28 protein-coding genes and 1 tRNA gene are annotated in these 26,629 nt (G+C 35.2%); 12 read left to right on the plus strand and 17 right to left on the minus strand.

Annotation, left to right across the window (positions count from 1 at the left end; all coding sequences use genetic code 11):
* Positions 1 to 224: 224 nt before the first annotated feature.
* Positions 225 to 1,559 carry a tRNA (N(6)-L-threonylcarbamoyladenosine(37)-C(2))-methylthiotransferase MtaB gene (mtaB, locus tag AB674_RS20580; protein ID WP_047779175.1) on the minus strand — a complete coding sequence of 445 codons (1,335 nt, stop codon included), beginning with the start codon at positions 1,557 to 1,559 and terminating at the stop codon, positions 225 to 227.
* Between the two features lie 497 nt (positions 1,560 to 2,056).
* Between mtaB and AB674_RS20585 the strand changes: the two genes are divergently transcribed.
* Positions 2,057 to 2,578, plus strand: coding sequence for a hypothetical protein (locus AB674_RS20585; RefSeq protein ID WP_047779176.1), 522 nt, complete (start codon positions 2,057 to 2,059; stop codon positions 2,576 to 2,578).
* A 100-nt stretch (positions 2,579 to 2,678) separates the two neighbouring features.
* Here AB674_RS20585 and AB674_RS20590 read toward each other — a convergent pair whose 3' ends face one another.
* The 11 genes from AB674_RS20590 to AB674_RS20640 all read right to left on the minus strand — a co-directional run bounded on the left by AB674_RS20590 (position 2,679) and on the right by AB674_RS20640 (position 12,415).
* Positions 2,679 to 3,209, minus strand: coding sequence for a GNAT family N-acetyltransferase (locus AB674_RS20590; RefSeq protein WP_047779177.1), 531 nt, complete (start codon positions 3,207 to 3,209; stop codon positions 2,679 to 2,681).
* Positions 3,210 to 3,221: 12 nt separating this feature from the next.
* Positions 3,222 to 4,025 (minus strand): Cof-type HAD-IIB family hydrolase, encoded by an 804-nt coding sequence (locus tag AB674_RS20595; protein WP_047779178.1) that lies wholly within the window; start codon positions 4,023 to 4,025, stop codon positions 3,222 to 3,224.
* Between the two features lie 197 nt (positions 4,026 to 4,222).
* Complete coding sequence (locus AB674_RS20600; RefSeq protein ID WP_047779179.1) at positions 4,223 to 4,441, minus strand: putative signal transducing protein; 219 nt, start codon at positions 4,439 to 4,441, stop codon at positions 4,223 to 4,225.
* A gap of 31 nt (positions 4,442 to 4,472) precedes the next feature.
* On the minus strand, positions 4,473 to 5,288 hold the full coding sequence (locus AB674_RS20605; protein WP_047779180.1) for an alpha/beta hydrolase: 816 nt from the start codon (positions 5,286 to 5,288) through the stop codon (positions 4,473 to 4,475).
* A 21-nt stretch (positions 5,289 to 5,309) separates the two neighbouring features.
* Positions 5,310 to 5,993 carry a DEAD/DEAH box helicase gene (locus AB674_RS20610; RefSeq protein WP_047779181.1) on the minus strand — a complete coding sequence of 228 codons (684 nt, stop codon included), beginning with the start codon at positions 5,991 to 5,993 and terminating at the stop codon, positions 5,310 to 5,312.
* Positions 5,994 to 6,098: 105 nt separating this feature from the next.
* Entirely contained in the window at positions 6,099 to 7,262 is a 1,164-nt protein-coding gene (locus AB674_RS20615) for a sigma-54-dependent transcriptional regulator (protein ID WP_047779182.1), read from the minus strand.
* Positions 7,263 to 7,286: 24 nt separating this feature from the next.
* Complete coding sequence (locus tag AB674_RS20620) at positions 7,287 to 8,147, minus strand: mechanosensitive ion channel family protein (RefSeq protein WP_047779183.1); 861 nt, start codon at positions 8,145 to 8,147, stop codon at positions 7,287 to 7,289.
* Positions 8,148 to 8,152: 5 nt separating this feature from the next.
* Positions 8,153 to 9,469: an ABC transporter permease gene (locus tag AB674_RS20625; RefSeq protein WP_047779184.1), complete on the minus strand. Its 1,317-nt coding sequence runs from the start codon at positions 9,467 to 9,469 to the stop codon at positions 8,153 to 8,155.
* A gap of 78 nt (positions 9,470 to 9,547) precedes the next feature.
* Positions 9,548 to 10,477 (minus strand): ABC transporter ATP-binding protein, encoded by a 930-nt coding sequence (locus AB674_RS20630; protein ID WP_047779185.1) that lies wholly within the window; start codon positions 10,475 to 10,477, stop codon positions 9,548 to 9,550.
* A gap of 166 nt (positions 10,478 to 10,643) precedes the next feature.
* Complete coding sequence (gene dnaJ / locus AB674_RS20635) at positions 10,644 to 11,759, minus strand: molecular chaperone DnaJ (RefSeq protein ID WP_047779186.1); 1,116 nt, start codon at positions 11,757 to 11,759, stop codon at positions 10,644 to 10,646.
* A 77-nt stretch (positions 11,760 to 11,836) separates the two neighbouring features.
* A complete protein-coding gene (locus AB674_RS20640) occupies positions 11,837 to 12,415 on the minus strand; it encodes a nucleotide exchange factor GrpE (protein WP_047779187.1) in 579 nt (192 codons plus the stop codon).
* A gap of 319 nt (positions 12,416 to 12,734) precedes the next feature.
* On the opposite strand from AB674_RS20640, the gene AB674_RS20645 reads away from it, so the two are divergent.
* Positions 12,735 to 13,256 carry a hypothetical protein gene (locus AB674_RS20645; RefSeq protein WP_047779188.1) on the plus strand — a complete coding sequence of 174 codons (522 nt, stop codon included), beginning with the start codon at positions 12,735 to 12,737 and terminating at the stop codon, positions 13,254 to 13,256.
* 323 nt (positions 13,257 to 13,579) lie between these two features.
* On the opposite strand, the gene AB674_RS20650 is transcribed toward AB674_RS20645, so the two are convergent.
* Both AB674_RS20650 and hisS read right to left on the minus strand, forming a co-directional pair.
* A tRNA-Trp gene (locus tag AB674_RS20650) sits at positions 13,580 to 13,650 on the minus strand.
* 155 nt (positions 13,651 to 13,805) lie between these two features.
* Entirely contained in the window at positions 13,806 to 15,233 is a 1,428-nt protein-coding gene (gene hisS / locus AB674_RS20655; RefSeq protein WP_047779189.1) for a histidine--tRNA ligase, read from the minus strand.
* A 202-nt stretch (positions 15,234 to 15,435) separates the two neighbouring features.
* On the opposite strand from hisS, the gene AB674_RS20660 reads away from it, so the two are divergent.
* Complete coding sequence (locus AB674_RS20660; protein WP_047779190.1) at positions 15,436 to 16,680, plus strand: ABC transporter permease; 1,245 nt, start codon at positions 15,436 to 15,438, stop codon at positions 16,678 to 16,680.
* A gap of 116 nt (positions 16,681 to 16,796) precedes the next feature.
* Here the strand turns inward: AB674_RS20660 and prmC are convergent, their stop codons facing one another.
* On the minus strand, positions 16,797 to 17,651 hold the full coding sequence (prmC, locus tag AB674_RS20665; protein ID WP_047779191.1) for a peptide chain release factor N(5)-glutamine methyltransferase: 855 nt from the start codon (positions 17,649 to 17,651) through the stop codon (positions 16,797 to 16,799).
* Positions 17,652 to 17,727: 76 nt separating this feature from the next.
* Positions 17,728 to 18,225 carry a GNAT family N-acetyltransferase gene (locus AB674_RS20670; protein ID WP_047779192.1) on the minus strand — a complete coding sequence of 166 codons (498 nt, stop codon included), beginning with the start codon at positions 18,223 to 18,225 and terminating at the stop codon, positions 17,728 to 17,730.
* Between the two features lie 95 nt (positions 18,226 to 18,320).
* Here AB674_RS20670 and ribD point away from each other — a divergent pair, with 95 nt between their 5' ends.
* The 3 genes from ribD to AB674_RS20685 are packed head-to-tail and all read left to right on the plus strand — an operon-like array spanning position 18,321 to position 20,644.
* Positions 18,321 to 19,370 (plus strand): bifunctional diaminohydroxyphosphoribosylaminopyrimidine deaminase/5-amino-6-(5-phosphoribosylamino)uracil reductase RibD, encoded by a 1,050-nt coding sequence (gene ribD / locus AB674_RS20675; RefSeq protein WP_047779193.1) that lies wholly within the window; start codon positions 18,321 to 18,323, stop codon positions 19,368 to 19,370.
* Positions 19,363 to 19,965 (plus strand): HAD family hydrolase, encoded by a 603-nt coding sequence (locus tag AB674_RS20680; RefSeq protein WP_047779194.1) that lies wholly within the window; start codon positions 19,363 to 19,365, stop codon positions 19,963 to 19,965. The genes ribD and AB674_RS20680 overlap by 8 nt, the downstream gene beginning before the upstream one ends.
* Positions 19,966 to 20,011: 46 nt before the next feature.
* Positions 20,012 to 20,644 (plus strand): IMPACT family protein, encoded by a 633-nt coding sequence (locus AB674_RS20685; RefSeq protein WP_047779195.1) that lies wholly within the window; start codon positions 20,012 to 20,014, stop codon positions 20,642 to 20,644.
* 31 nt (positions 20,645 to 20,675) lie between these two features.
* On the opposite strand, the gene AB674_RS20690 is transcribed toward AB674_RS20685, so the two are convergent.
* A complete protein-coding gene (locus AB674_RS20690; protein ID WP_047779196.1) occupies positions 20,676 to 21,080 on the minus strand; it encodes an acyl-CoA thioesterase in 405 nt (134 codons plus the stop codon).
* 187 nt (positions 21,081 to 21,267) lie between these two features.
* Here AB674_RS20690 and dnaA point away from each other — a divergent pair, with 187 nt between their 5' ends.
* The 6 genes from dnaA to AB674_RS20720 all read left to right on the plus strand — a co-directional run bounded on the left by dnaA (position 21,268) and on the right by AB674_RS20720 (position 26,571).
* Positions 21,268 to 22,695: a chromosomal replication initiator protein DnaA gene (dnaA, locus tag AB674_RS20695; RefSeq protein WP_041517015.1), complete on the plus strand. Its 1,428-nt coding sequence runs from the start codon at positions 21,268 to 21,270 to the stop codon at positions 22,693 to 22,695.
* Positions 22,696 to 22,704: 9 nt separating this feature from the next.
* Positions 22,705 to 23,172, plus strand: coding sequence for a low molecular weight protein-tyrosine-phosphatase (locus AB674_RS20700; RefSeq protein WP_047779197.1), 468 nt, complete (start codon positions 22,705 to 22,707; stop codon positions 23,170 to 23,172).
* Between the two features lie 74 nt (positions 23,173 to 23,246).
* Positions 23,247 to 23,960 carry an SAM-dependent methyltransferase gene (locus AB674_RS20705; RefSeq protein WP_047779198.1) on the plus strand — a complete coding sequence of 238 codons (714 nt, stop codon included), beginning with the start codon at positions 23,247 to 23,249 and terminating at the stop codon, positions 23,958 to 23,960.
* A gap of 12 nt (positions 23,961 to 23,972) precedes the next feature.
* The gene (locus tag AB674_RS20710; protein WP_053004347.1) at positions 23,973 to 24,422 is read left to right on the plus strand and encodes an energy transducer TonB; all 450 of its coding nucleotides are present in this window, start codon (positions 23,973 to 23,975) and stop codon (positions 24,420 to 24,422) included.
* Between the two features lie 65 nt (positions 24,423 to 24,487).
* Entirely contained in the window at positions 24,488 to 25,615 is a 1,128-nt protein-coding gene (locus tag AB674_RS20715; RefSeq protein WP_047779199.1) for a methionine aminotransferase, read from the plus strand.
* 74 nt (positions 25,616 to 25,689) lie between these two features.
* Positions 25,690 to 26,571, plus strand: a complete 882-nt coding sequence (locus AB674_RS20720) for an SDR family oxidoreductase (protein WP_047779200.1) — start codon at positions 25,690 to 25,692, stop codon at positions 26,569 to 26,571.
* Positions 26,572 to 26,629: the final 58 nt, after the last annotated feature.

The following is a 26,629-nucleotide window of genomic DNA, read 5'->3' on the forward strand; positions in this document are numbered from 1 at the left end:
TTCACTTTACGGAATTACTTGTGAAGATACTTCGTTCCTCAGTATAACAAAATAGCGAAAAATAGAAATGGAATACCTGGTGTGATTTCTCGACTTCGCTCGAAATGACAGACTGTATGTAACTCTTTTCTAAACTCTAACTATATAAAAGGCTCTGAAATCTCAAATTTCTAACCTCATCATACATTTCACATCTTACAAACAACATTTCACAAAGAAACATTTTACACCTCTGCCAATTTGTTTAAAAACTCTAAACGAACGCTTCCGTCTTCGTCTATTTTGGTCAGGTTAATTTCTTGTAATGTATTGATTAATTCCGGATTCCACGGTGTTTTTACTTTTACGTAGTTTTCAGTAAAACCGTGAATATAACCTTCTTTATTTTCACCTTCAAACAAAACAGTTCTGTTTGTTCCTAATTGACCTTCGTAAAAAGCACGACGTTTCTTAACCGATAATCCACGCAACATTTTGCTTCGTTTTGCTCTTACGTTTGCAGGAACACTTCCCGGCATATTTGCTGCCTCGGTATTGTCTCTTTCTGAATACGTGAATACGTGCAAATACGAAATATCCATTTCATTCAAAAAATGATAGGTTTCCAGAAAATGATCGTCTGTCTCACCCGGAAAACCAACAATAACATCAACACCAATACAGGCATGTGGCATTACTTCGCGAATTTTATTGACACGTTCTGTATAAACTTCACGTAAGTAACGACGTTTCATTAATTTTAAGATATCATTACTCCCGGATTGTAGCGGGATATGAAAATGCGGTACAAAAGTTCTGCTTTTAGAAACAAAATCAATGGTTTCATTTTTCAATAAATTAGGCTCAATCGAAGAAATACGCAAACGCTCAATTCCCTCTACTTTGTCTAAAGCCTGAACTAAATCCAGAAAAGTATGTTCGTGTTTTTTATTTCCGAATTCTCCTTTTCCGTAATCCCCGATATTTACTCCGGTTAAAACAATTTCTTTTATGTTTTGTGCTGAAATTTCTTTTGCGTTTTGCAAAACGTTCTCCAACGCATCACTTCTTGAAATTCCTCTTGCTAATGGAATGGTACAATACGTACATTTATAATCACAACCATCCTGAACTTTCAGAAAGGCACGGGTTCGGTCACCAATAGAGTAACTTCCCACATAAAAATCGGCCTCAGCAATTTCGCAGGAGTGTACTTCCCCCATATCGTTTTTGCTTAAGTCGTGAATATAATCGGTGATTTTAAATTTTTCGGTGGCCCCCAAAACCAAATCAACTCCATCAACGGCTGCCAATTCTTCCGGTTTTAATTGCGCGTAACACCCAACGGCAGCTACAAAGGCTTTTTCGTTGAGTTTCATTGCTTTTTTTACGACCTGCTTAAATTGTTTATCAGCATTCTCTGTAACAGAACAGGTATTGATGACATAAATGTCTGCTATTTCTTCAAAATCGACACGATCAAATCCTTCATCGTTAAAATTTCGGGCGATTGTGGAAGTCTCTGAAAAATTCAGTTTGCAACCAAGCGTATAAAAGGCAACTTTTTTTCTATTTTCCATAGGAATACACTACGTTTTAAGTAGTAAGATATTATATTTACATTCTCAATTGAAGAGTTTGCAAATTTACATACAATATTCTTTAAAATAAAATCAATAATATACTATATATCAACATTTTGCATTATCCAGACAATTAAGTTTGGCTTAAAAACTATAAATTGAACCTGCTAATGACTAAAATAAGTTTTATATTTAAAAGATCTTAAATGTCCTTTCAATAGGAATAAAATGACAAAAACATCGATTAAATGCAAATAATATCGATTAAATACATTTTTTAAAAAATTAGATTAAAATTTTCTTACATTTAACTGTTCAAAATAATGCTTTCGGCTAAAAAAGTTAAGCAATTAATAAATTAATTGATCTCTCGACAGATTTTACCATAACAATTTTGATATTCTGTCGTTATGTTGTTGTTTTGTTTAATAAAAATAATGGGGAAAGCCGAAAACCATAAAGAGTAGGCAACAATTAAAAATTCCAGACTTACTATGAAAGCATTTTTACCCACAATCTGCTTGATGTTCTTAACCCTTTTCAGTTCGCAAGCGCAAACTGCAGCTGCTCCTGCAACTAATCCATTCCCGTCAATTAGCACTTTAACAGGTTGGGCCAGTTTAAACAATCAATCACAATTTGATATTGCAATCCGTGCCGTTGGGTTTAAATTTGAAGTAAAAGAACCAAGTGAAGGATCTACAGCTTACACTTACATCCGTAAGGTAACGGTAAATGAAGTAAACTATACGGATAGAATTGTTTACAGAATTACAAATAATAATTCTGCAAGTATTATCTCTTTAGTAACTGCTTCTACTGATTTAGTTAGTCTGTACACTCCACAATTGTCAACTTTCAAAAACAACAATTGCAAAACAGAAATGTCTAAGGACAAAAACACTACTTGTGCTTGTTACGAAAGCGTGAATTTTGCAATCGATCTTTGCGACGAGCGTGTAAAGCTAACTATGGGTGACGGAAATAAATATTTTGTTTCTGTAGCTAAAAAATAATTCGAAACATTTCGGAAACCTAAACTACGAGCTGTTTTCCAAATCTTTTTAATCTGTAAGAAGTACATTTGAAAAGATTTGGGATGCATTTCTTAGGGTATTATATCAGGTTTGGATTCTTATATTCATACCAAACTTCTCTTTCGTCTTCGTAATCAAACGAATTCACATAACGGAAACCCAGTTTTTCTAAAACCTTTCTTGAGTTTTCGTTTCCTTCATCTGCATAGGCATAGAGCGCCTCTACTTTCATTTCATTAAATGCATAATCCACAAAAGCTTTTCCGGCTTCGGTAGAATAACCCTTTCCCCAATGTTTTTCAATAAAACGGTATCCGATTTCATAAAAATCTTTATGGTTATTGATTTCGTCTGTGATAAACTTTATTCCGGACCAACCCAAAAACTCATTGGTTTCTTTTAAAACAACCGCCCAGCGACCAGTGCCAAAAGTTTTGTATTGCTGTTGCAAATTTTCAATATAAGCAATGCTTTCGGCAATAGTGGTAACGGGTTTCTTTCCCACAAAAAGATGCACATTGGGATTCGAATCCAATTCAAACATTCCATCTACATCAGCAGAAATCACTTCTCTTAAAATCAGTCGTTCTGTTTCAATTGGTTTTCTCATCCCGTTTTAGTTTTAATTTAAAATATAACGTTGTACTACTTCTGCCACTCCATCATTATTATTTGAAGCCACAATTATATCAGCTCTGTCGCGCAATTCGGGCGTCACATTATCTACCCAAACACCCAATCCGGCATATTCAATCATACTTAGATCATTTCCGGCATTTCCTACTGCAATAATCTCACTCTGTTGGATCTTTAGCCTTTCAGCCAAAATTTTTATGCTTGCTGCTTTATCGATTCCATATTGAGCGGCTTCTAAGAAAAACGGTTTAGACATCGAAATACTTAAATGTGGCATCGCCTCTTTCAGATCCTGCTCTACTTCTTTCAAATAAGAAGGTTCCGCCAACAAAATACATTTTACCGCAGACCTGTCAACAGCCTCTTTAAAACTTGATACTTTGCGATGTGGCATTCCGGTAATTACTTTTTCAATTTCAATAAACTCTGAATCTGTTTCGCTTATAATTTCTCCGTCAAGATAGGTAATGATATGCGTTTTCATCTTCACGCTGTAATCGTACAGTTCGTGAATCTGCTTTTGTGTCAGCGTTTGCTCAAACAAAATAACATCGTCTTTAACTGTACTAATAATAGCACCGTTAAACGAAATGATATACGAATTATTCAAATCCAATTCCAACTCTTTAGCATAAGCCGTCATAGCAGAGGTTGGCCGGCCAGAAGCCAAAACCACATAAACCCCCTTGGCCTGCGCCTCAAGAATTACTTTTTTATTTAAATCAGAAATTTTATGATCGTCTGTCAACAAGGTATCATCCATGTCGAGCACCAGCATTTTGTATTGCATTTTTTTTATTAGTTTACTTTTCTCCGTTCTCAGTCGCGGTTTTCAGTCGCAGTCGCAGTTTGCAGTTTGCAGTCTGAATCCAGGCCTCAAATTTCAATTGTAGTACTCAATCGCATTTCAAATTTTCGCATTTTACAGAAGACTGAGACTGTAAACTGAGACTGTAAACTGAGACTGAATACTGAGACTGAGAGCTATTAAATATTCATTCTAAAATCCTCAATAACGGGATTTGCTTTTGCAAAATCAGTTTCCTGAATAAAAACTTCAACTGCTAAATCCGAACCTCCAAAACCACCTAGTCTTGCCGATTGAATATTGTCTTTTTTTACCGTTTCTACTCCGGCTTCTTCTAATCTTTCTTTTAAAGCAATTGCTAATACTTCACTTCCTGAAAATACCTTCATTAATCCCATAACATTGTTTTTTATTATTATTTTTTATTTTCTATTCTAATATTGTCTTTAAATGCTTTTGAAAATCTTCATTTTCGTTCATTCCAATGTGTCCTTGCTTTTTTAATGGATAAAAAGAGCTGTTAGACCTCAATAATTTGTTTAAGCGAACTGAATTCTCATAGGGAATTAATTGATCGTCAACTCCGTGAAAAATGTAAATCGGCGCTTTTATTTTCGGCAAATATTCAAACGTTTCCAAATGAAACTTTTTCATGAAATTTGGAAAATAAGGCACTTTACTACTCGATAATTCTGTAAAACTGTAATAAGGCGATTGCAGAATTAAAGCTTTTGGTTTATTCTCAGCAGCCAAAATTGTAGCTAATCCTGAACCTATAGAATAACCCGTAATAATGATTTTATCTTCAGAATAGCGCTTCTTTAGTGTTTTATAAACTGTAGCCACATCTTTGTTTAACTGTTCTTCATTTTCAATTTCACCTTCACTCTTTCCAAAACTTCTGTAATCTAAGATAAAAAGATCGTAACCTAAATGGGTATAAACTTTAGCCATCTTCCCCCAGGTTTCCAGTGTTCCTGCATTTCCATGAAGATAAAAAACCAAGCCTTTTGATTTTTCGCTTTTAAACAACAATCCATTTAAGGTTGTACCGTCGTAAGATTTGATATTTAGCTCTTCGAATTTCTCCTGATAATCAAACTGATATTCTTTGGGAAGTGCGGCACTTTGAAAAACCATCCCAACCTGATTGAAATACACATAAGAAATCAGCAGCAGATAAATCACAACAAAAAAGACTACAAGTACAATCGATAAAAATTTAAGCGTTTTAAATATCTCCATAAAATTTATCGCTTCACTACCTTATTCCTCTTCAGTTTGATCTTCATCTTCGTCAAGTTCTTCTTCCTCATCAAATTCTTCATCCTCTTCTTCTTCCTCCATATCAAAAATATAAGGCTCCAGTAAAAATTTCTCTGCCAAAATTTCGATACGTTCCGTTAATTGCTCAGCAAAAATGATTCTTTGTGTTTTTGCAATACTATTCGAGATACGCATGATTTTAGTTTCATGACGTAGCTTTAAAATTGGATCTGCATCATCTAAAACAAACATTTTCAAACGGTTTACATTATAACCTGCCGTTGTAAACATGTCGCTTAATTTATTTGGTGTTCCGATTAAAACATCAATTCCTGTTGAAATATAGTTTTTATCGTAATCCATATCTCCTTTGTCATGTACCCCGTACACTTCAAGATCGGTATACTTTCCATATTTTGCAAAAAGCTCTACCATTTCCAAAACTTTAGTTTTGTCTTCTACAATAATCAACGCTCTTGGAGATTCTTCGACTGAACCTGCCAATTGCTGAATTACATTGATTACAATGGTAGTCGATTTTCCGCTTTTTTCCGGAGAAAGAATGATACAGTCAGCACCACTTTTAATAGTCGAAAAAGTCTCTTGTTGCAATACATTTGCCTCTGTTAAACCATTTTCGATTAAAGCGTCTTGTAATTGTTCTTTTATTTTTTTTAGTTTCATTTTTTTTATGCTTTATGCTTTAAGCTTTATGCTCTAAGCAAAAATTATTTATATTATTTAACGAAGTCCAAAGCTTAAGGCCTAAAGCCTATTGCTTATAGTCCACTATTTGCTCGCGAACATTTTTACGTCCGTTTCTGAGATTTCATTTCCTCCTAAGATAATCAATCTTTCTACTACATTTCGAAGTTCACGGATATTCCCTGTCCAATCGTATTCCTGTAATAGTTTTATTGCTTGTGTTGAAAATACTTTGATTGCATTTCCTTGCTCGGAAGCAATTTTCTCTGTAAAATGGGTAATCAAAGCCGGAATATCGTCACGTCTTTCGTTTAAAGGCGGAACTTTAATCAAAATAACAGCCAGCCTGTGGTACAAATCTTCACGGAAACGACCTTCTGCAATTTCTGTTTTTAAATCTTTGTTGGTTGCTGCTACAACACGAACATCTACTTTTATATCTTTCTCGGCACCGACTCTTGTAATCATACTTTCCTGCAACGCTCGCAATACCTTTGCTTGCGCGGAAAGACTCATATCACCAATTTCATCTAAGAAAATAGTTCCTTTGTCTGCTGCTTCAAACTTTCCGGCGCGATCTTTCACTGCTGATGTAAAAGCACCTTTTACGTGTCCGAACAATTCACTCTCGATCAACTCACTTGGAATTGCAGCACAATTGACCTCAATCAAAGGGAAATTAGCACGTTCACTTTTTTCGTGTAATTGATGTGCTACTAACTCTTTTCCGGTTCCGTTTGGTCCTGTAATTAAAACCCTAGCTTCTGTTTGTGCTACTTTATCAATCATCACTTTGATATGAGAGATTGCTTCGCTTTCGCCAACCATTTCGTAATTTTTACTGACTTTTTTCTTCAGAATTTTATTCTCAACTACCAGTTGCTTTTTATCTAAAGCATTACGAACGGTATTTAACAAACGATTTAAATCAGGTGGTTTTGAAATATAATCAAAAGCGCCCAATCGCATGGTATGAATCGCCGTTTCCATGTCACCGTGACCTGAAATCATCACCATCGGGATTTCCGGTTTTATTTTTTTGGCTGCTTCTAAAACCTCAACGCCATCCATTTTTGGCATTTTGATATCGCACAAAACCAAATCGTAGTCGTTATTTTTTATTTTTTCGAGACCCACAGCACCATCCTCGGCTTCTTCCACCTGATAGGTATCATTTTCTTCTGATAAGATTTTTACCAAAACTCTTCTGATCGCTGCTTCGTCTTCTATAATTAATATTTTACTCATCTTTATTAAATTTGAAACCAGTACTTATTCTTTCTCTTTTTTTGAAGCCAAATTTACCGGCACGCTTATTACGTTTAAGTCCCTTTGTGGGAACGGAATTGAAATATTGTTTTCTGCAAACAGATCATTTATTCGGAACCTAATTTCACTTTGAATCCCCGGTGTCTGCATACCATGAATAACATAAAAGTGAACTGAGAAGTTTAGCGAAGAATCTGCAAAGTCATCAAAAGTAACTTTAACCGTTCCTTCTTTGACAATCCCTTCGACTGAATCTACTGCCTGATGCAATAATTTTTCGACTAAACGAACATCGCTTCCATACGCTACTCCAACGGAAACACTTTCCCGGTTACTCGAATTATTCTGAGTCCAATTAAAAAGTGTGTCGTCCATAAATTTATGATTCGGAATGATCATCACACGATCATTTCTGGTCACAACAATGGTGGTTCTTAATTTGATCTCTTGTACCAATCCAACACGACCGTCGACTTCAATGATATCACCAACATGCAAAGACTGATCCAAAATGATTAGAACTCCCGAAATAATATCCTGAAAAAATGTTTGTAACGCAAATCCCAAACCTACAAATAAGGCTGCAGAGGCGGTTAAAAACACATTAACATTTACTCCGGTTGCGTTTAGCATTAATACAATTACAAAAAGGTAAACGATATATTTAACGACTTGAAAAACACTATTGAACTTCTTTTTGTCTGCGACAGGAAGTTTTTTACTAAACAACTTCTGAATTAACTTTAATACGATCGATGTTGCCGTTATAGCAAGAAAAAGCAGCATCAAATCAAGTAGCGAGATTTTTACATTTTCGCCATTAATAAAATTGTAATTAATAAATTCAATAATATCCTTCCACATAATTTTTAATATTTAAGCCATTTGTACAACTCTTTCCAGGTTGGTTTCTTTCCGTACATTAAAATACCGACACGATAAATTTTTGCAGCGAACCAAACAACAAGCAAAAAGGTCGCAAACAATAAAGATACTGAAATTGCAATTTGCCACCAAGGCACACCAAACGGAAGTCGCATTAACATTACAATCGGGGATGTTAACGGAATCATCGAAAATACCACGGCAATAGTTCCATGCGGATCATTCACAACGGTAAAAAATCCGATATAAACACTCAGAATTAGAGGCATAATAATTGGCAAAAGGAATTGTTGTGAATCGGTTTGATTGTCGACAGCAGCTCCAATTGCGGCATAAAATGAACTATATAAAAAATACCCTCCAATAAAATAAATAACAAAACCAATTACAATACTGGCAATAGGCAAATTCCATAATTCGGCAATGTACATTTGTGCTGTTCCTGAAAATTCCTGCTGTGCAGACTGCATTACTTCGGGAGGAATTCTTCCTTCGGGTCCTACATTCACGCCAAAAAAAGCAGAAGCCACAAACATTAATCCGAGACCAATGACGACCCAGATCAAAAACTGTAACAATCCTGCAAGTGAGGTCCCGACAATTTTACCGATCATTAACTGAAAAGGTTTCACGGACGAAATAATGATTTCAATAATACGATTCGTTTTTTCCTCGATCACGCTGCGCATTACCATATTGCCATAAATGATAATAAACATCATAATTAAGTAACCGAATCCGCCACCGATTACAATTTTCATCCAATTCAACCCTTTGAATCTCTTTTCACCCTTTGTATTTTTCAAAACCACATCTACTTTAGATTGTGCTTTTTTAATTTGCAAAGTATCTATGTTTGCTTTTTGCAGGTTGAATGCAGTAAGCTTTTTCTCTACTAAATTTTGTACATCTTTTATGAAAGGACCTGGAAGACTTTCGCCAGAGATCAATTCTACTTTACTTTCCAGATCTTTTAAATTACCGGTTTTAGGGATCACAATTAGACCACTAAAATTTTCATTGGTAATACTATCCTTTAAGTCCTTAACACTTATCTCCGATAAATTCAGGTAATGGTATTCGGCCTCTTTTTTATTCTCTTTCAGAAAATCGTCTGCAAACAAACCCGTTTCATCATGAATTGCAATACGTTTTGTATCTGCTTTCATTGAAGCTAAATAACCAATAAATACGGTAATGGCAACAAACAACAACGGACTCAAAAATGTCATGACAACAAAAGACTTGTTACGAACTTTTGCTATAAATTCTCTTTTTATAATTAATGATATAATGCTCATTTTTTATTTTAGATTTTAGATTGCTGACTTTAGATTTTCAGATCTTAGGGTTTCACTCTAAAATCTAAAATCCAAAATCTAGTTTTTGTTTTCCGTTACGGTTTTAATAAAAATATCATTGATACTTGGAATCTTTTCCACAAAATGGGTGACTTGTCCACGCTGTGTCAAAAGATGCAATAGTTCGTTTGGAGTCGCATTTCCGATTTGGATCTCTAACTTCAGATCTTCATTTAAGGATTTAAATTGCGCCGGGGCAACGGTAAACTTCTGTGTAATATCATACATCAGACCTTCTACATTATCGGTCAGGATACCCACTTCAAAACTATTGGTTCTAAACTGGCGTTTTACATCGCTAACCTTTCCTTCGATTAATTTATTTGATTTATGAATCAGCGCAATATGATCGCAAAGTTCTTCTACACTTTCCATACGATGCGTAGAGAAAATAATTGTTGCGCCTTGCTCTTTTAATGCCAAAATTTCATCTTTTATGACATTGGCGTTTACAGGGTCGAAACCCGAAAAAGGTTCATCAAAAATCAGTAATTTAGGCTTATGCAAGACACAAACTACAAACTGTATTTTCTGTGCCATTCCTTTAGAAAGTTCCTGAATTTTCTTGTTCCACCAACCCTGAATTCCCAGACGGTCAAACCAGTATTCTAACTGTTGTTTGGCTTCGGCCTTGGAAAGACCTTTCATTTGTGCCAGATACAAACATTGCTCGCCTACTTTCATTGAAGTATACAAACCTCTTTCTTCAGGTAAATACCCAATTGTTTGTACATGTTTGGGTTGTAATTTTTCTCCGTCCAGAATTATTTCACCGCTATCGGGCAAAGTAATCTGGTTTATAATGCGAATTAGAGATGTTTTTCCGGCTCCATTGGGACCTAATAGTCCATAAATACTACCTTTTGGTACATTTAATGAAACTTCGTTAAGCGCTACATAATCACCGTATTGTTTTACGACTTTATGTACTTCGAGTAAGTTGCTCATGCTGTTATTAGAATTTTCTGCGTCAGTTTGATCATTGTGCTATCACGGGGTTGTAAAAGTAAATAATTCGAAGCGAATCTGCGTTACAATACGCAAAAAACCCATCCTAATGTTTCTATTAGAATGGGTTTTAGTATTTATTTCAATTTTTTAAAAAGAGTTTGCGCTATGAAAACATATCTTTTACTTTCTCAAAAAATGATTTTTCTGACTTTTCAGGACTTGGAATAAAATGATCGTCGTTTAACGCATTTTCAAAAAATTGTTTTTGCTCTTTGTTTAACGTTTTTGGCGTCCAAACATTTACGTGCACTAACAAATCTCCGCTTCCGTAACCATTTATACTTGGAATTCCTTTTCCTTTTAATCTTAAGATTTTTCCGGATTGAATACCTTCTTCTAATTTGATACGAACTTTTCCGTTGATGGCTTCGATGTCTTTAGAAATTCCTAAAACGGCTTCCGGGAAACTGATATACAAATCAAAATGAATATTCTCTCCTTCGCGTTTCAAAAACTCGTGTTCTAACTCTTCGATAGCAACAATCAAATCACCAGGAATACTATTTCCCGGAGCATCATTTCCTTTTCCGGAAACTTTAAGCTGCATCCCGTCAACAACACCGGCTGGAATTTTGATTGATACGGTTTCGTCTTCCAAAACCATTCCTTGAGAATCTGCTTCAGAAGGTTTTTTATCTAAAATTTGTCCGGAACCACCACAAGCAGGACAGGTAGATGCTGATTGCATTCTTCCTAAAATAGTGTTGGTAACACGCATCACCTGACCTTGACCGTTACAAGTCGTACAGGTTTTGTAGGTAGCTCCTTTGGCTTGAACTTTACGTTTTACTTTTACTTTTTTCTCTACTCCATTGGCAATCTCTTCTAAAGTCAATTTAACTTTAATTCTAAGATTACTTCCTTTAGAGCGACGAGGGCCTCCGCCTCCGCCACCACCGAATCCGCCAAATCCGCCACCAAAAATATCACCAAACTGGCTGAAAATGTCATCCATATTCATCCCGCCATGGCCACCACCGCCAAATCCGCCGGAACCATCAAATGCTTGATGTCCGTATTGATCGTATTTCGCTTTTTTGCTCGGATCACTTAAAACTTCATAAGCTTCTGCTGCCAATTTGAAGTTTTCTTCTGCCTCTTTGTCGCCCGGGTTTTTATCCGGGTGGTATTTTAGTGCACTTTTTCGGTACGCTTTTTTAATTTCAGCAGCATCGGCACCTTTTGAAATGCCAAGTATTTCGTAAAAATCTTTTTTCATAATCTAAGTTAAATTCCAAATCTTAAACTCTAAATTCCAATGCTTAAAAAATTGACTTTCAGAATTTTATTTGCATTTTAGTTACCGATAACTACTTTAGGGAAACGGATAATTTTGTCTCCTAATTTGTATCCTTTTTCTATAACATCAACAATTTTACCCTTCATTTTATCAGAAGGTGCAGGAATTTGAGTAATTGCTTCAGCAAAATCGGCATCAAAAGCATCACCTGCTCTAACTTCAACCTGCTCTAAACCTTTACCTACTAAAGTGCTTTTTAGTTTTTCATGAATTAACTCCACTCCTTTTGTCAAAGTTTCATCTTCAGATTTGTTAATTTCTACAATTGCTCTGTCAAAATCATCTAAAACAGGAAGCATTGCTAACAAAACCTCTTGATTTGCCGATTTAAATAAATCGATACGCTCTTTTGAAGTTCTTCTTTTGTAATTTTCGAATTCGGCAAATAATCTCAGAAACTTATCTTTTTCTTTTGCCAAGTCTTGAGCTAATTGCTCTTCAACACTTAATTCTTCAACAATTAACTGCTCACCGTTGGCATTGTTCTCTAACGTTACATCATCTAATTCCTGATCGAATTCTGTATTTTCCGTAGTCATATTACTATTATTTTTAAAAATATTTTTAAACTTCATTTTTTATTCTTTCTGTTGGACTGCAAAAGTACTGCCAAATCTTCTAAAATGTCAAATTGTCACTTTGTCAAGAATAGTAGCAGTCCCTCAAAGAAGTAGTCCTCAAAATACATTCACAAAAACAAAGGGCAACATACAGCTACAAACAACTACATATCAACAAATTAACAACCAAGTAATTTATAACTCACCTCCTGACTTGTTAAACTGCTAAAAAAACAAATAAAAAGTAAGAATATTACTATATTTGCAATATACTATAACGTAAACAAATCTGATTTTGCAAAACTTTTATATCGTAACGTAATACTAAAATAAAATGATTAAACTTTATAAAACAATCCAAAACCAACTCCATTATTGGGAGATCTGGCAAGTGGATGAAAAAACAGCCATCGTCTATTGGGGTATTGTTGGAAAATTGGGGCAATACAAAGAAATTAAAAGTGGTATTTTTATCAATTTACCAAGAACGCTTAAAAACAGAATTAACACAAAACGAAAAGAAGGATATACAGAGCTTGATGAAAAGCAATTTTTATATCTGGAGATTGCATATAAAAATCAAACTTTCGAGAAAGAAAACGACTTAGAAAAACGATACAATCTTGAAGAACGAATCAGTCATATACTCGAATTAAGAAGTCTTGGTCATTGCAACAGCATTGCTACCAAATGTGATAGCTTAGAAATTGGGTGTATCGTTACCGATTATAATCTTGCAAAAAAAGTAATTGACGAGGAACTAAAAAATATCGAATTTGGTGACTATACCATAATTTACAAACACTCCTGCAAATCCAACCTGACCAAAATGCTTTTGCGCACCCAACAGAATTGATTACATTCAAAAACAATTAATTACACTTCAAAAAAAGTAGCCAATCGTTCGTTTTTCACTTTAAAAATTTAGTATAATTTTAAGACTATTACGTTTTAGTATATGGTATATTTGAGCATCAAACAAATACAAAAGTATTACCAAATTAAAATTGAATTTAAGGGTTTAGCCTCGGCTTTATAAATAATTATTAATTCAAGTTTACCTTATATTAAAAAAAAGCTTCGTCTACATTCAGACGAAGCTTTTTTTATACTTTTTTTCTTTCGAAAACCTCTCAAAAAATAATCAATAACTATTTTATGTTGAATACGGTTTTATTGCACGGGCGGAGGGATTCGAACCCCCATCAACGGTTTTGGAGACCGCTATTCTACCCTTGAACTACGCCCGTAACTTAGTGCCGCAAATTAAAAGTTTTTTTTCTGTTCCTGCAATTATTTTAGGCAGTTTTAGAAAGATTTTAGCTGATTTTTTTAATTAGAAATTAATCAAAATCCACTAAAATTCGCTAAAGTCATGTGACACAAAACCTTACCAAATTATTCCTTAAAGCAATGCTTTTTTCAATCCTTCGAAATCAACAGAAATTTGTTCACCACTTACTAAATTTTTAAGCGAATAAGAATTTGAAGCTATTTCCTGCTCACCTGCGATTACGGCAAAAGGAATTAATCGTTTATCAGCGTATTGAAATTGTTTCCCTACTTTTACATTATCAGGATAAAGTTCCACCTTTATATTTTCTTTTCTTAATTTCTGAATGGCTTGTGAAGCATATAACGCCTCTGTATCTCCATAATTTATGAATATCGCTTTGGTAGTTGCCGCAACGGTTTCAGGAAACAACTGAAGCTCTTCGAGAACCAGATAAATTCGGTCTAATCCAAAAGAGATTCCTACTCCACTCATATTTTTTAAACCAAAAATACCCGTTAAGTCATCGTATCTTCCACCACCTCCGATAGAACCCATCGCAACTGTTTTTGGCGCTGCTACTTCAAAAATGGCTCCGGTATAATAATTCAAACCACGTGCTAAAGTCACATCAAGATCTAAGGTTGCTGTTGACAAACCTAAAGTAGCTACATTATCACAGATGAAACGCAACTCTTCTACTCCTTTCATCCCTTCCTCAGACGAAGCCAATAAATTAGAAAGCTGAGCGATTTTATCTGCAAAAGTTCCAGTAAAACCAAAAAGCGGTTGTACTTTAACCAAGGCTTCTTCAGTAATTCCTTTTTCGATCATTTCTTTTTTTACACCTTCTTCACCGATTTTATCCAGTTTGTCTAAAGCAACTGTAAAATCAATCAATTTATCCGAAGCGCCTATTACTTCTGCAATTCCGGATAAAATTTTTCTGTTATTGATTTTAATGGTTACACCTTCTAAACCTAAAGCTGTAAAAACAGTATCATACAATTGAACCAATTCTACTTCCTGCCACAATGATTTTGAACCTACAACATCGGCATCACATTGGAAAAACTCTCTGAAACGCCCTTTTTGTGGATTATCTGCTCTCCAAACTGGTTGAATTTGATATCTTTTGAAAGGAAATTCAATTTCATTTTGGTGTTGTACCACGTATCTGGCAAACGGAACGGTTAAATCGTAACGCAATGCTTTTTCTGAAATCGTTCCGGTAAATTTATTCAACTGAATTCTTTGATTCGTATCAATTGTTTCAGCAGAATTTATTTGCAACTCTTCTATCGCTTCCGGCAATTCGATTTTGTTCTTTTTATTGTAGAAAAAATTACCTGAGTTTAATATTTTAAAAATCAAACGATCTCCTTCTTCTCCATATTTCCCCATTAAGGTTTCAGAATTTTCAAACGAAGGTGTTTCAATAGGCTGAAAACCAAATTTCTCAAAATTACTTTTTATGGTTTGAATAATATATTGACGTTTTGACACCTCTGCAGGTGAAAAATCTCTCGTTCCTTTTGGTATACTTGGTTTAGAAGCCATCTTTAATATTTTAGATTGTCGATTTTAGATTTTAGATTTTCTTTGAAACCTATAAATTAAAAATCTTTAAGTTAATTTATTCCTGATTTTAGAATTTTATTCAAGTCTTAAATCGTTTGCAAATATCTTATTTTTTAAAATAAATAATGCCCGATCGAAAACAAACTTGTAACAAAAAACGTATTTTCGTGACAAATTGGTCATGATGCTAAAATTATTCAGAGAAAATATTCGAATTGCGTTTGGTTCTATCAAAACACAATTACTCCGTACTATTCTTACCGTATTAATTATTGCTATTGGAATTACGGCTTTGGTTGGAATTCTTACCGTTGTAACAGCATTAGAAAATACCATTTCTACCAATTTTGCGTCTATGGGCGCTAATACTTTCAACATTAACCAGTACGAGAATAATCTTAAAAACAGAGGTGGCAATGAGCGTGAAATCGTAAATCCGATCATCTCTTATCCTGAAGCAGTCGCTTTTAAAAACAAATACAAATATCCTTTTACCGAGACTTCGCTTTCGTTTACAGCGACTTCAAAAGCGGAAGTAAAATACTTAGACCAAAAAACCGATCCGGAAATTACAATCCTTGGTGTCGACGAACACTTTATAACCAACTCGGGTTTAGAGGTAAGTTCAGGTCGTAGTTTTAATCAGTTTGACATTGACAATAATACCTATTCTTGTGTTGTGGGATCCGATTTTGAGAAAGGGCTTTTAAAAGATGTGAATCCAATTGATAAAATAATCTCAATACGAGGTGCCCGATTTAAAGTTATCGGCGTTTTAAAAGAAAAAGGATCAACGTTTGGGAACAGTCAGGATTTAAGGGTTTTAATCCCAATTCAGGTGGCACGTTCTTTATTTACAGCTCCTAACATCAATTACACCATCAGCGCCATGGTTTCAAAAAAAGATTTTTTGGACGAGGCTGTTGATAACGCTACAAGTGTCATGCGAAGAGTACGAAAATTAAGTCCCGTTCGTGATTCTAATTTTGGTATTGGCCGAAGTGACGACTTAATCAACCGAATTTTAAGTATTACGGTCTACTTGCGCTGGGCTTCCGTGATCATAAGTGTCATAACCATTTTAGGTTCTTCAATTGCCTTAATGAACATCATGATTGTCTCGGTTACGGAACGCACTCGAGAAATCGGGGTTCGAAAAGCATTAGGAGCAAAAAAATCAACGATTGCTGTTCAGTTTTTTATCGAAACTTTATTGATTGGACAAATTGGCGGTTTAGTTGGGATTATATGGGGAATACTATTGGGTTATGGTATCGCCACCGCCATGGATTTTGTTTTTGTCATTCCGTGGGTAGCCATTATCGCTGCTTTTATAACCAGCTTCCTTGTTGCTTTAGCCTCCGGTTTGTACCCCGCTATAAAAGCTTCTAAACTAGACCCTATCGAAGCGTTGCGATACGAATAGTTCTTAGTTTTCAGTCGCAGTCGCAGTTTACAGTAAAACCGAGATCGAAAACCGAGATCGAAAACTGAGACTGAAGACTGAAGACTGAGACTGAAGACTGAGACTGAAAACTGTGACTAAAAAGACCCTCTCAACATCCTGTCATTATCATAAATATCCTTACGTAATTCGATGTTTTTAAATTCCATTTCTTCAAGTAAATCAATCATTTCCTTGCCCAGGTATTGATTAATTTCAAAATACAACTGTCCATTTTTGAATAGATTATCCTGAGCCAGAGTAGCAATTTTTTTGTAAAAAATCAAGGCATCATGATCTTCGACAAAAAGCGCTAAATGCGGCTCATAGTCCAATACATTTTTTTTGATTTCTTCTTTTTCCAGATGGCGAACATAAGGCGGATTCGAAACGATGATATCAAAATCATAAGGCAGTTCCTCTAATTCCAGTACATCATTTAGTAAAAAAGTAACTTCTACTTTATTATTTATTGCATTTCGTTTCGCTGTTTCCAATGCTTTTTTCGACACATCAATAGCATAAACCTTTGCGTTTGGTAAATTCTTAGCCAATGAAACCGCAATGCAACCGCTTCCTGTACCGATATCTAAAATTTTTAAAGTCTTAGTTTTATCCGTTTTTGCGTTTTCTTTTACAATCCATTCCACCAGCTCTTCGGTCTCCGGTCTCGGAATCAGAACATTCTCATTGACTTCAAAATCCAAACCGTAAAAATTCGTTTTCCCCAGTAAATACTGAATCGGAACTTCTTTTTTTAACTCCTGCAAAATGACATCCCAAAACGCAAAATCAGATTGATTAAAAACCAATTCATGATTTAAAGCCAAATCAATTTGTCGTAGTTTATGTTTGTTTTCTAAAATTAAATAGAAAAAACTTTCTGCTTCATAAGCATCATAAAAAGACGACAGCTCTTGTATAAATTGAGTACGGTATTGTTTGATTTTCATTTTGGGTATTTGAGCATTAATTTTCGATTAAAACCGGCAGCATTTCAGGATAATAAGTAATGAAAAGTAAAATATGTTACAATTCGCTTCGTAAATCTTTCAACATCCAAACAGGGCAAGAACTGTGCCCAGTATTTCCCATCGGAGCATCGAGATACTCAAAACCCGCTTTTTTATATAATTTTTGGGCCGCATGCATAAAAGGCATTGTTTCGATATAACATTTTTCAAAACCAAAATCCCGTGCTTGTTGCAAACACATCTCCATCATTTCGCTGCCAATTCCCAAACCTCTTGTTTCAGGCAAAAAGTACATTTTTTGTAATTCGCAAATTTTAGAATCCCCATTCTCTAAAGGCGCAATTCCGGCACAACCCAAAACTTTACCCTCAGATTCAACTACAAAATAAGCCGATTTTGGTTTTTGATATTCTTCAAACATCAAATCTAAATAAGGATCCTCATAAGCAGTCCCAACTTTTGGAATTTCCATTTCATCAAAAACGGATCGTATTAATTTTGCAACTTCCTGATTGTCTTGTTTTTGAATTATTCTAATACTCCAATTTTCCATTTTACTTTATTCAGCTTATAATTACAAAAGTAAAAATAGTTTTCCGATAGTTTTCTTAACGAAATCGTAAACTGAAAAATAACTACTTTTGTAGTGTGAATATACAGGAGAAATATATCAAACGTTGCATCGAATTGGCCAAAAATGGTCTGGGAACGACTTATCCGAACCCAATGGTAGGAAGCGTGATCGTTTACGAAGACCGGATTATTGGTGAAGGCTGGCACAAAAAAGCAGGAGAACCGCATGCAGAAGTAAATGCGATTCGATCCGTAAAAGACAAATCGTTATTAAAAAAAGCTACCATTTATGTAAGCTTGGAACCTTGCAGTCATTTTGGTAAAACACCACCCTGCTGCGATTTAATTATAGAACATAAAATTCCAAATGTAGTAGTAGGCACTGTCGATCCAAATGAAAAAGTCGCCGGAAGAGGAATCAAAAAAATAATCGAATCGGGTGCTACTGTTGTTGTCGGCGTTTTAGAAGACGAATGCAACGAACTCAACAAACGTTTTTTTACTTTTCACCAAAAGCAAAGACCTTATATTATTCTGAAATGGGCAGAAAGTCAGGATGGCTTTTTGGCACCAGAAAAAGAAAACAACCCAAGCAGAAAACCCGTTTGGATTACCAATGCTTATTCGAGACAATTGGTTCACAAATGGCGCAGTGAAGAGCAAGCTATCCTTGTAGGAACACAAACCGTGGTAGATGATAATCCAAAATTAAACGTTCGGGACTGGAGCGGAAATAATCCGACAAGAGTTGTTTTAGATCAGCACAATCGAATCGAAAAAGACAGTTTTATTTTCGACGATAGTGTTAAAACGATCGTATTAACAGGCTCAAAAATTGCCAGCGAAAAAGAAAACACTACCTTTGAAGTAATTGATTTTAATCAAAATATAATACCACAACTCTTAACGATTTTGTATCAAAACCAGATACAGTCTATTATAATTGAAGGTGGACTACAGACGTTACAAACTTTTATTGATCAGAATATCTGGGACGAAGCTTGTATTTTTATCGGAAAATCTACTTTCGAAAAAGGAATAAAGGCACCGACAATAACACGAAATAAAACAGCTACAACGCACCTTATAACTGATGAATTAATACACATTAGAAATCATGATTGATACTATAATTTTTGACTTCGGAGACATTTTTATCAATTTAGATAAACAAGCTACCATTTCTAAATTGCAGCAATTAGGCATGACAGAATGGAGTTCTGAATTGGATCGTTTAAACCTGCTGTTTGAAACTGGTGATATTTCGCCCGAGGAGTTTATTGGTGGTTTTCAAAAAGAACTTCCAAACGCATCAAAAGAAGAAATTCTCGAGGCATGGAATGCTATTCTGGCAGATTTCCCTTTGTATCGTTTAGAGTTCCTGCAGATGCTTTCCAATAGATACCGTTTGTTTTTATTGAGCAATACCGATTCTATTCATATTGAAACTTTCGAAAACAAAAGCGGCATTTCCTTTTACAGCGATTTCTATCAATGTTTTGAAAAAGTTTATTTTTCATTTGAAATTGGAATGCGCAAACCCAATGCAGATGTTTTTCAATACCTGATCAACAAACACGAGCTGTCTCCCAAACGTACCTTATTTATAGACGACAAAAAAGAAAACACAGACGGTGCTGCTTCTTTGGGCTTTAATGTATGGAATTTACAAGTTGGACAGGAAGACGTAGTTGATTTGTTTGAAAAAAACATACTTTAATTTTTTTACATTTCACCTCTCACCTTTAACTTCTCACTCTTAACTCTTGGACTACAACGACACTTATCAAACCATTGCCTTTGAATCAGAAGAGATCTTATTAAAAGAAAAAGGCAGCAAATTCTTTGGTTATGCTTTTCCTATCGAAAACGAAGAAGAAGTAAAACCCATCATTGAGACTTTAAAAAAACAACATCCTCATGCGGTTCATTTTTGTTACGCCTATCAATTAGGTACCGCGCCCAACATTAGCTATCGCGCCAATGACGACGGAGAGCCGAGCAATACAGCCGGCGCACCTATATACGGACAAATACAATCTTTTGGGGTAACAAACGTTCTTATAGTCGTAGTTCGAATTTTTGGCGGTGTCAAACTCGGAGTCGGCGGATTAATTACTGCTTATAGAACAACAGCCCAAATGACACTTGAAAGTTGCGAGATCATCGAAAAAACGATCGACGTGCATTTTTTAATCTCTTTTGACTACAAAAACATGAATAAAGTGATGCGGGTTATCAAAGAAAAAAAACTGGATATCGTTTCTCAGGAAATGGAAATGGATCAAGATTCCGGACTGCCAATTGGCAAAATTGAGACCAAAACGAGAAAAAAAAATGCCGAAATAATATTCGACATTTTTGATTTAATGTTTGAAATCGATATTAAAACTTTATAAATTCTAATAAAAATACCCCTCATTTTAACAATTATACCAGAGTTTCAAACAACTCTAAAATGTATTTTGGAGGAGCTGTCGGGCGACCTGTTTTTAACGAAATAAATACCAAAATAAACACTGCAGTTGTTAATAACTCATTTGCTTCATTGTAGATCTCGCAATCGAATTCGATCTTTACAGAGGATTGACTTTTGAACGTGGTATGGATGGTTAACAGCTCATCATAGCGTGCCGATTTTTTATAATTTATTTGCATCGAAACAATCGGCAATCCAATACCGCTTTCTTCCATGCTTTTATACGAAACCCCTTTATCTCTAAGCCATTCCACGCGTCCTATCTCAAAATAAGGAACATAATTTCCGTGGTAAACGACCCCCATTTGGTCAGTTTCAGAGTAACGAACTCGTACTTGAGTTTGATGATTTTTCATTATTTATAGATTAAAAAATTTTAGTTCCTAAAAGTCCCCTTACAACATTTTTTTATAAAATTAGACTTCAAATTATTTTTTTTTAAAGAAATTTGTTCACATATTTGTTATCCCGAAATACGGAATAAAATTGCTCCTTTTTTATTAGGAGAATCTTTATCAATAATATAAAAATTTATTCGAATATATGACTAAAACTGCTCAATCGGTATGGGAAAACTGTTTGTCTTTTATAAAAGACAATATTCAAGACCAGGCGTACAAAACTTGGTTTGAGCCAATCAAATCAGTTGAGCTAACCGACAATGCATTATACATTCAAGTACCGAGTAAATTTTTCTACGAATGGCTAGAAGAACATTACGTTAAATTATTGAAAGTTGCGCTTACCAAAGAACTAGGGAAAAACGCAAAGTTACTGTATAAAATTAAAATGGAAAACACTTATGGTAATAAACAGCCGTTTACTGAACAGCTGCCAAGTGCCAACAGAGTGCCCATGAAACCGCAAGAGGTTGATGCTCCGTTTAAAAACTTAAATCCAGAGCTTAAAAATCCATTTGTAATTCCCGGAATCAGAAATTTAAAAATTGAATCGCAATTAAATGCCAACTACAGTTTTGACAATTTTCTTGAAGGGGATTCGAATCGTTTGGCTCGTTCCGCAGGTATGGCTGTTGCCAACAAACCTGGGGGAACTTCATTTAACCCGCTATTAATCTTTGGTGGTGTTGGTTTAGGAAAAACGCACTTAGCGCATGCGATAGGTGTAGAAGTAAAAGACAAATATCCAGAAAAAACGGTTTTATATATTTCTGCCGAAATTTTCACACAACAATATATTGACTCGGTAAAAAAGAACAATCGTAACGATTTTATTCACTTTTACCAATTGATCGATGTTTTAATTATTGATGACGTTCAGTTTTTATCCGGAAAATCGGGAACTCAGGACGTTTTCTTCCATATTTTTAACTACTTACATCAAAACGGAAAACAGGTAATTTTAACCTCTGACAAAGCACCTGTTGATATGCAGGATATTGAGCAGCGTTTATTATCCCGTTTTAAATGGGGATTATCTGCAGAATTGCACCAACCGGACTACGAAACCCGTATTTCGATCTTAAAAAATATCTTATACCGTGACGGTGTTGAAATGCCGGAAGACATTATTGAATATGTTGCCCGCAATATCAAATCTAACGTTAGAGAATTAGAAGGTGCTATTATTTCGTTAATCGCTCAATCTTCTTTCAACAAAAAAGAAGTAACAATTGAGTTGGCTAAAAGTGTAGTAGAGAAATTTGTTAAGAACGTAAAAAGAGAAATTTCAATTGATTATATCCAAAAAATTGTCTCTGATTATTTCCAATTAGACATTGAAACACTTCAATCTAAAACCAGAAAGAGGCATGTCGTGCAAGCAAGACAATTGGCCATGTTTTTTGCAAAGAAATTTACCAAAGCTTCTTTAGCAAACATTGGCTCACAAATTGGAGATCGCGATCACGCTACAGTATTGCACGCCTGTAAAACGGTTGACAATTTAGTTTCTACAGACAAACAATTCAAGAAATTTGTCGAAGATATCAACAAAAAACTAACGCTATAAACGCGCATCATGCCAGTAAAGATTCTAATGGTTTGTTTGGGAAATATTTGCAGATCTCCTTTAGCTGAAGGAATTTTAGCTTCCAAATTACCCCAAAATACATTTCTGGTAGATTCTGCAGGAACCGGTTCCTGGCATGTAGGTCATTCACCCGATAAACGTTCGATTGCCGTTGCCAAAAAAAATGGCATCGATATCAATCATCAAAAAGGAAGACAATTTAAAACTTCCGACTTTGATGAATTTGACTATATTTATGTAATGGATATTTCCAATTACGATGATGTACTACTTCTTGCAAAAACAGCCGAACACAAAAACAAAGTACAACTTATTCTGAACGAGTTATTTCCTGACGAAAATGTAGATGTCCCTGACCCTTACTTTGGTGTCTCTAATGGTTTTGACAATGTTTACGAAATGCTGGATGAAGTTACGGACATCATTGCCCAAAAACTTATCGAAAAATATTCATAACTTACCTCCTTTCAATTCGTTTGTAAAAATGACAATTGAGAGCTAATTCGTTTTATAAATTTAAAAAAACGCACATGAAACTTCTAGGAAAACTATATTTAATTCCAACCACTATGGGCGAAAGCGATCCGATGGACGTTTTACCGCAAACAGTAAAAAGAAGTATCGAGCTTATAGACCACTACATAGTCGAAAACGACAAAACAGCCCGAAAATCCATAAAAGCGGTTTATCCCGAAAAGAAACAATCCGAATTGGTTCTTTTTACCTTAAACAAACGTACGGAGCCAAGCGAACATTTAGACTTTATAAAACCTTTGTTAGAAGGAAAAAACATGGGTTTAATGAGCGAAGCCGGATGTCCCGGTGTAGCTGATCCCGGTGCTGTAATTGTAAAATTAGCACATGAAAAAGGAATACAGGTTGTTCCTTTAGTAGGGCCTTCTTCTATTTTATTGGCTATGATGGCTTCGGGAATGAACGGACAGAGTTTTACTTTCAACGGTTATTTACCTATTGATAAAGACGAAAAAAAATCGGCATTAAAGTACTTTGAAAAATTATCTCAGGATAAAAATCAATCGCAGCTTTTTATCGAAACACCTTACCGAAATAACAAATTGGTCGAGGATATTTTGCAAATCTTAAACCCTGCAACGCATCTTTGTATTGCAACTGATATTACCTTACCAACAGAATTCATTAAAACAATGCGCATTTCAGATTGGAAGAAACTTAAAGTTGACCTTCACAATCGACCGACTATTTTTATCATTCATAAAATGTAAAACCACCATAAAATGAAGAAATTTCTAATTTTGATTCTGATTTGCACTGTTCAAAGTGTTTTTTCTCAAACGGAAATTATTACCATAGACGAGCCTACAAATAAAATACCGCCACAAGGAGCTGTTCCAAATGACGATAATAGTATTTACAGTACAGCAGGAATAGAGGTAAAGCCGGAATTCCCTGGCGGAATAGCCGTTTTTAATACCTACATGGAGCAAAACTTCCAAATTCCAAATGTAACTCCGGCACTTAAAGGAAGAATTTATGTCACCTTCATAATAGAAAAAGACGGATCTTTAAGCGATATTAAAGTACTAAGAGATTTGGGTCATAAAACGGGTCGCGAAGCTATTCGTGTTCTAAAAAATGCTCCAAAATGGATTCCCGGAAAACAAAACAATAAGTTGGTCAGAGTGCTTTATTCACTCCCAATTCCTATAAATATTCCTGCAAAATAATTTTAGCAAAAAACTATTACTTATCGTACATTTAACTCACAAGTTTCTAACCTCAAAACTTTTTCATGAGTAAATTACCTAATATCACCACCAGTATTTTTACGGTAATGTCAAAAATGGCCGCAGAATACAATGCCATTAATCTCTCGCAGGGATTCCCAAATTTCCCTGTCGACGAAAGATTAACAGACATTTTAGCGAAGTTAACCAAAGAAAATGTACACCAATATACTCCAATGGCAGGTTATCCGCCGTTAATGAGTCAGATTGCAAAATTGGTTAAGAGTTCTTACAACAGAACGATCGATCCTGAAACCGAAATTTTGGTTACGGCTGGTGCAACTCAGGGAATTTTTACCACTATTTTGGCTTTAGTAAAAACCGGCGATGAAGTACTAATTCTGGACCCGAGTTACGATTCTTATGAATCTCCTGTTTTACTTTGCAACGCAAAACCCATCAGAGTTGCCCTAAACGATGATTACACCCCAAACTGGGAACGAATAGAAAAATCCTGCTCTTCAAAAAGCAAGATGATCATCATCAACAATCCGCACAATCCAACAGGAAAAATCCTGAAGGAAGCTGATTTTCTTGAACTCGAAAAAATACTTTCAAAATATCCCGATCTCCTTGTTTTATCTGACGAAGTGTACGAATACATCACTTTCGAAGAAAAACACATTTCGGCACATACCCGACAAGCTTTACTAGATCGTTGTATAATGATTTCTTCTTTCGGAAAATCATTTCATATCACGGGTTGGAAAATTGGCTATACCGTAGCACCGGAATATTTAATGAAAGAAATCAAAAAAGTACATCAGTTTTTGGTTTTCAGTGTCAACAGTATTTCACAAGCCGCCATAAGTCAATATTTAGAAGTTGTCGACGTCAATCTTTTAGGGAAATTCTATCAGGAAAAAAGAGATTATTTTCAAAAACTGTTGCAGAATAGCCGATTTGAATTAAAGCCCTGTGAGGGAACTTACTTTCAGGTTGCTTCTTATGCCGCTATTTCAGAGGAAGATGATGTTACTTTCTGCAAGAAACTCATTACAGATCATGGTGTTGCAGCAATTCCGATATCGACTTTCTACTCCGATCATAAAGACCAGAAATTAATACGCTTTTGTTTTGCCAAAGATGATTTTACTTTAGAATCGGCTGCAAAAAAATTATGTAATATATAAAGTTTATCAAAATTTTATAACAATATTATGCACGCATACTATATATTTGATTAATATTGTAAAAAAAAGAAAATATGAGCTATACAGATAAAATGTTACGAGATGATGCTTTAAAAGGCAAAGTTATCGTAGTTACAGGCGGCGGAAGTGGTTTAGGAAAAGCCATGACCAAATACTTCTTAGAATTAGGAGCTCAGGTGGCGATTACTTCAAGAGATTTAGAAAAACTAAAAAACACGGCTACCGAGCTGGAAGCAGAAACTGGCGGAAAATGTTTGCCTCTTCAATGTGATGTTCGTCACTATGAAGAAGTAGAAAACATGCTTCAGGAAGTTCTGAAAGCTTTCGGAAAAGTAGATGTTCTTTTGAACAATGCGGCCGGGAATTTCATTTCTCCAACAGAAAGATTGTCTGCAAATGCATTTGATACTGTTATAGACATCGTTCTTAAAGGTTCTAAAAACTGTACACTGGCTTTTGGAAAACACTGGATCGACAGCAAACAAAAATCAGCTACGATTTTAAATATCGTGACCACTTATGCCTGGACTGGTTCTGCATATGTAGTACCTAGTGCAACAGCAAAAGCGGGAGTTTTGGCAATGACACGCAGTCTTGCTGTAGAATGGGCCAAATACGGAATCCGTTCTAACGCCATTGCTCCGGGGCCATTCCCAACTAAAGGTGCCTGGGATAGATTATTACCCGGAGATTTAGCTGAAAAATTCGACATGGCTAAAAAAGTACCTTTAAAACGTGTAGGTGATCACCAGGAGTTGGCCAACTTGGCAGCTTATTTGGTTTCAGATTTCTCTGCTTATGTAAATGGTGATGTGATCACAATTGATGGTGGTGAATGGTTAAAAGGTGCCGGACAATTTAACTTATTAGAAGCTATTCCGGAAGAACTTTGGGATCAGCTTGAAATGATGATAAAAGCAAAAAAGAATAAATAATTAATGTGCTTACTAAATTCAGAATATTTTCAAAAGACTATACTGATTGCACTAAATC

This window comes from Flavobacterium sp. ABG, from assembly GCF_001027725.1.
In the GTDB taxonomy this organism is placed as follows: Bacteria; Bacteroidota; Bacteroidia; order Flavobacteriales; family Flavobacteriaceae; genus Flavobacterium; species Flavobacterium cupriresistens.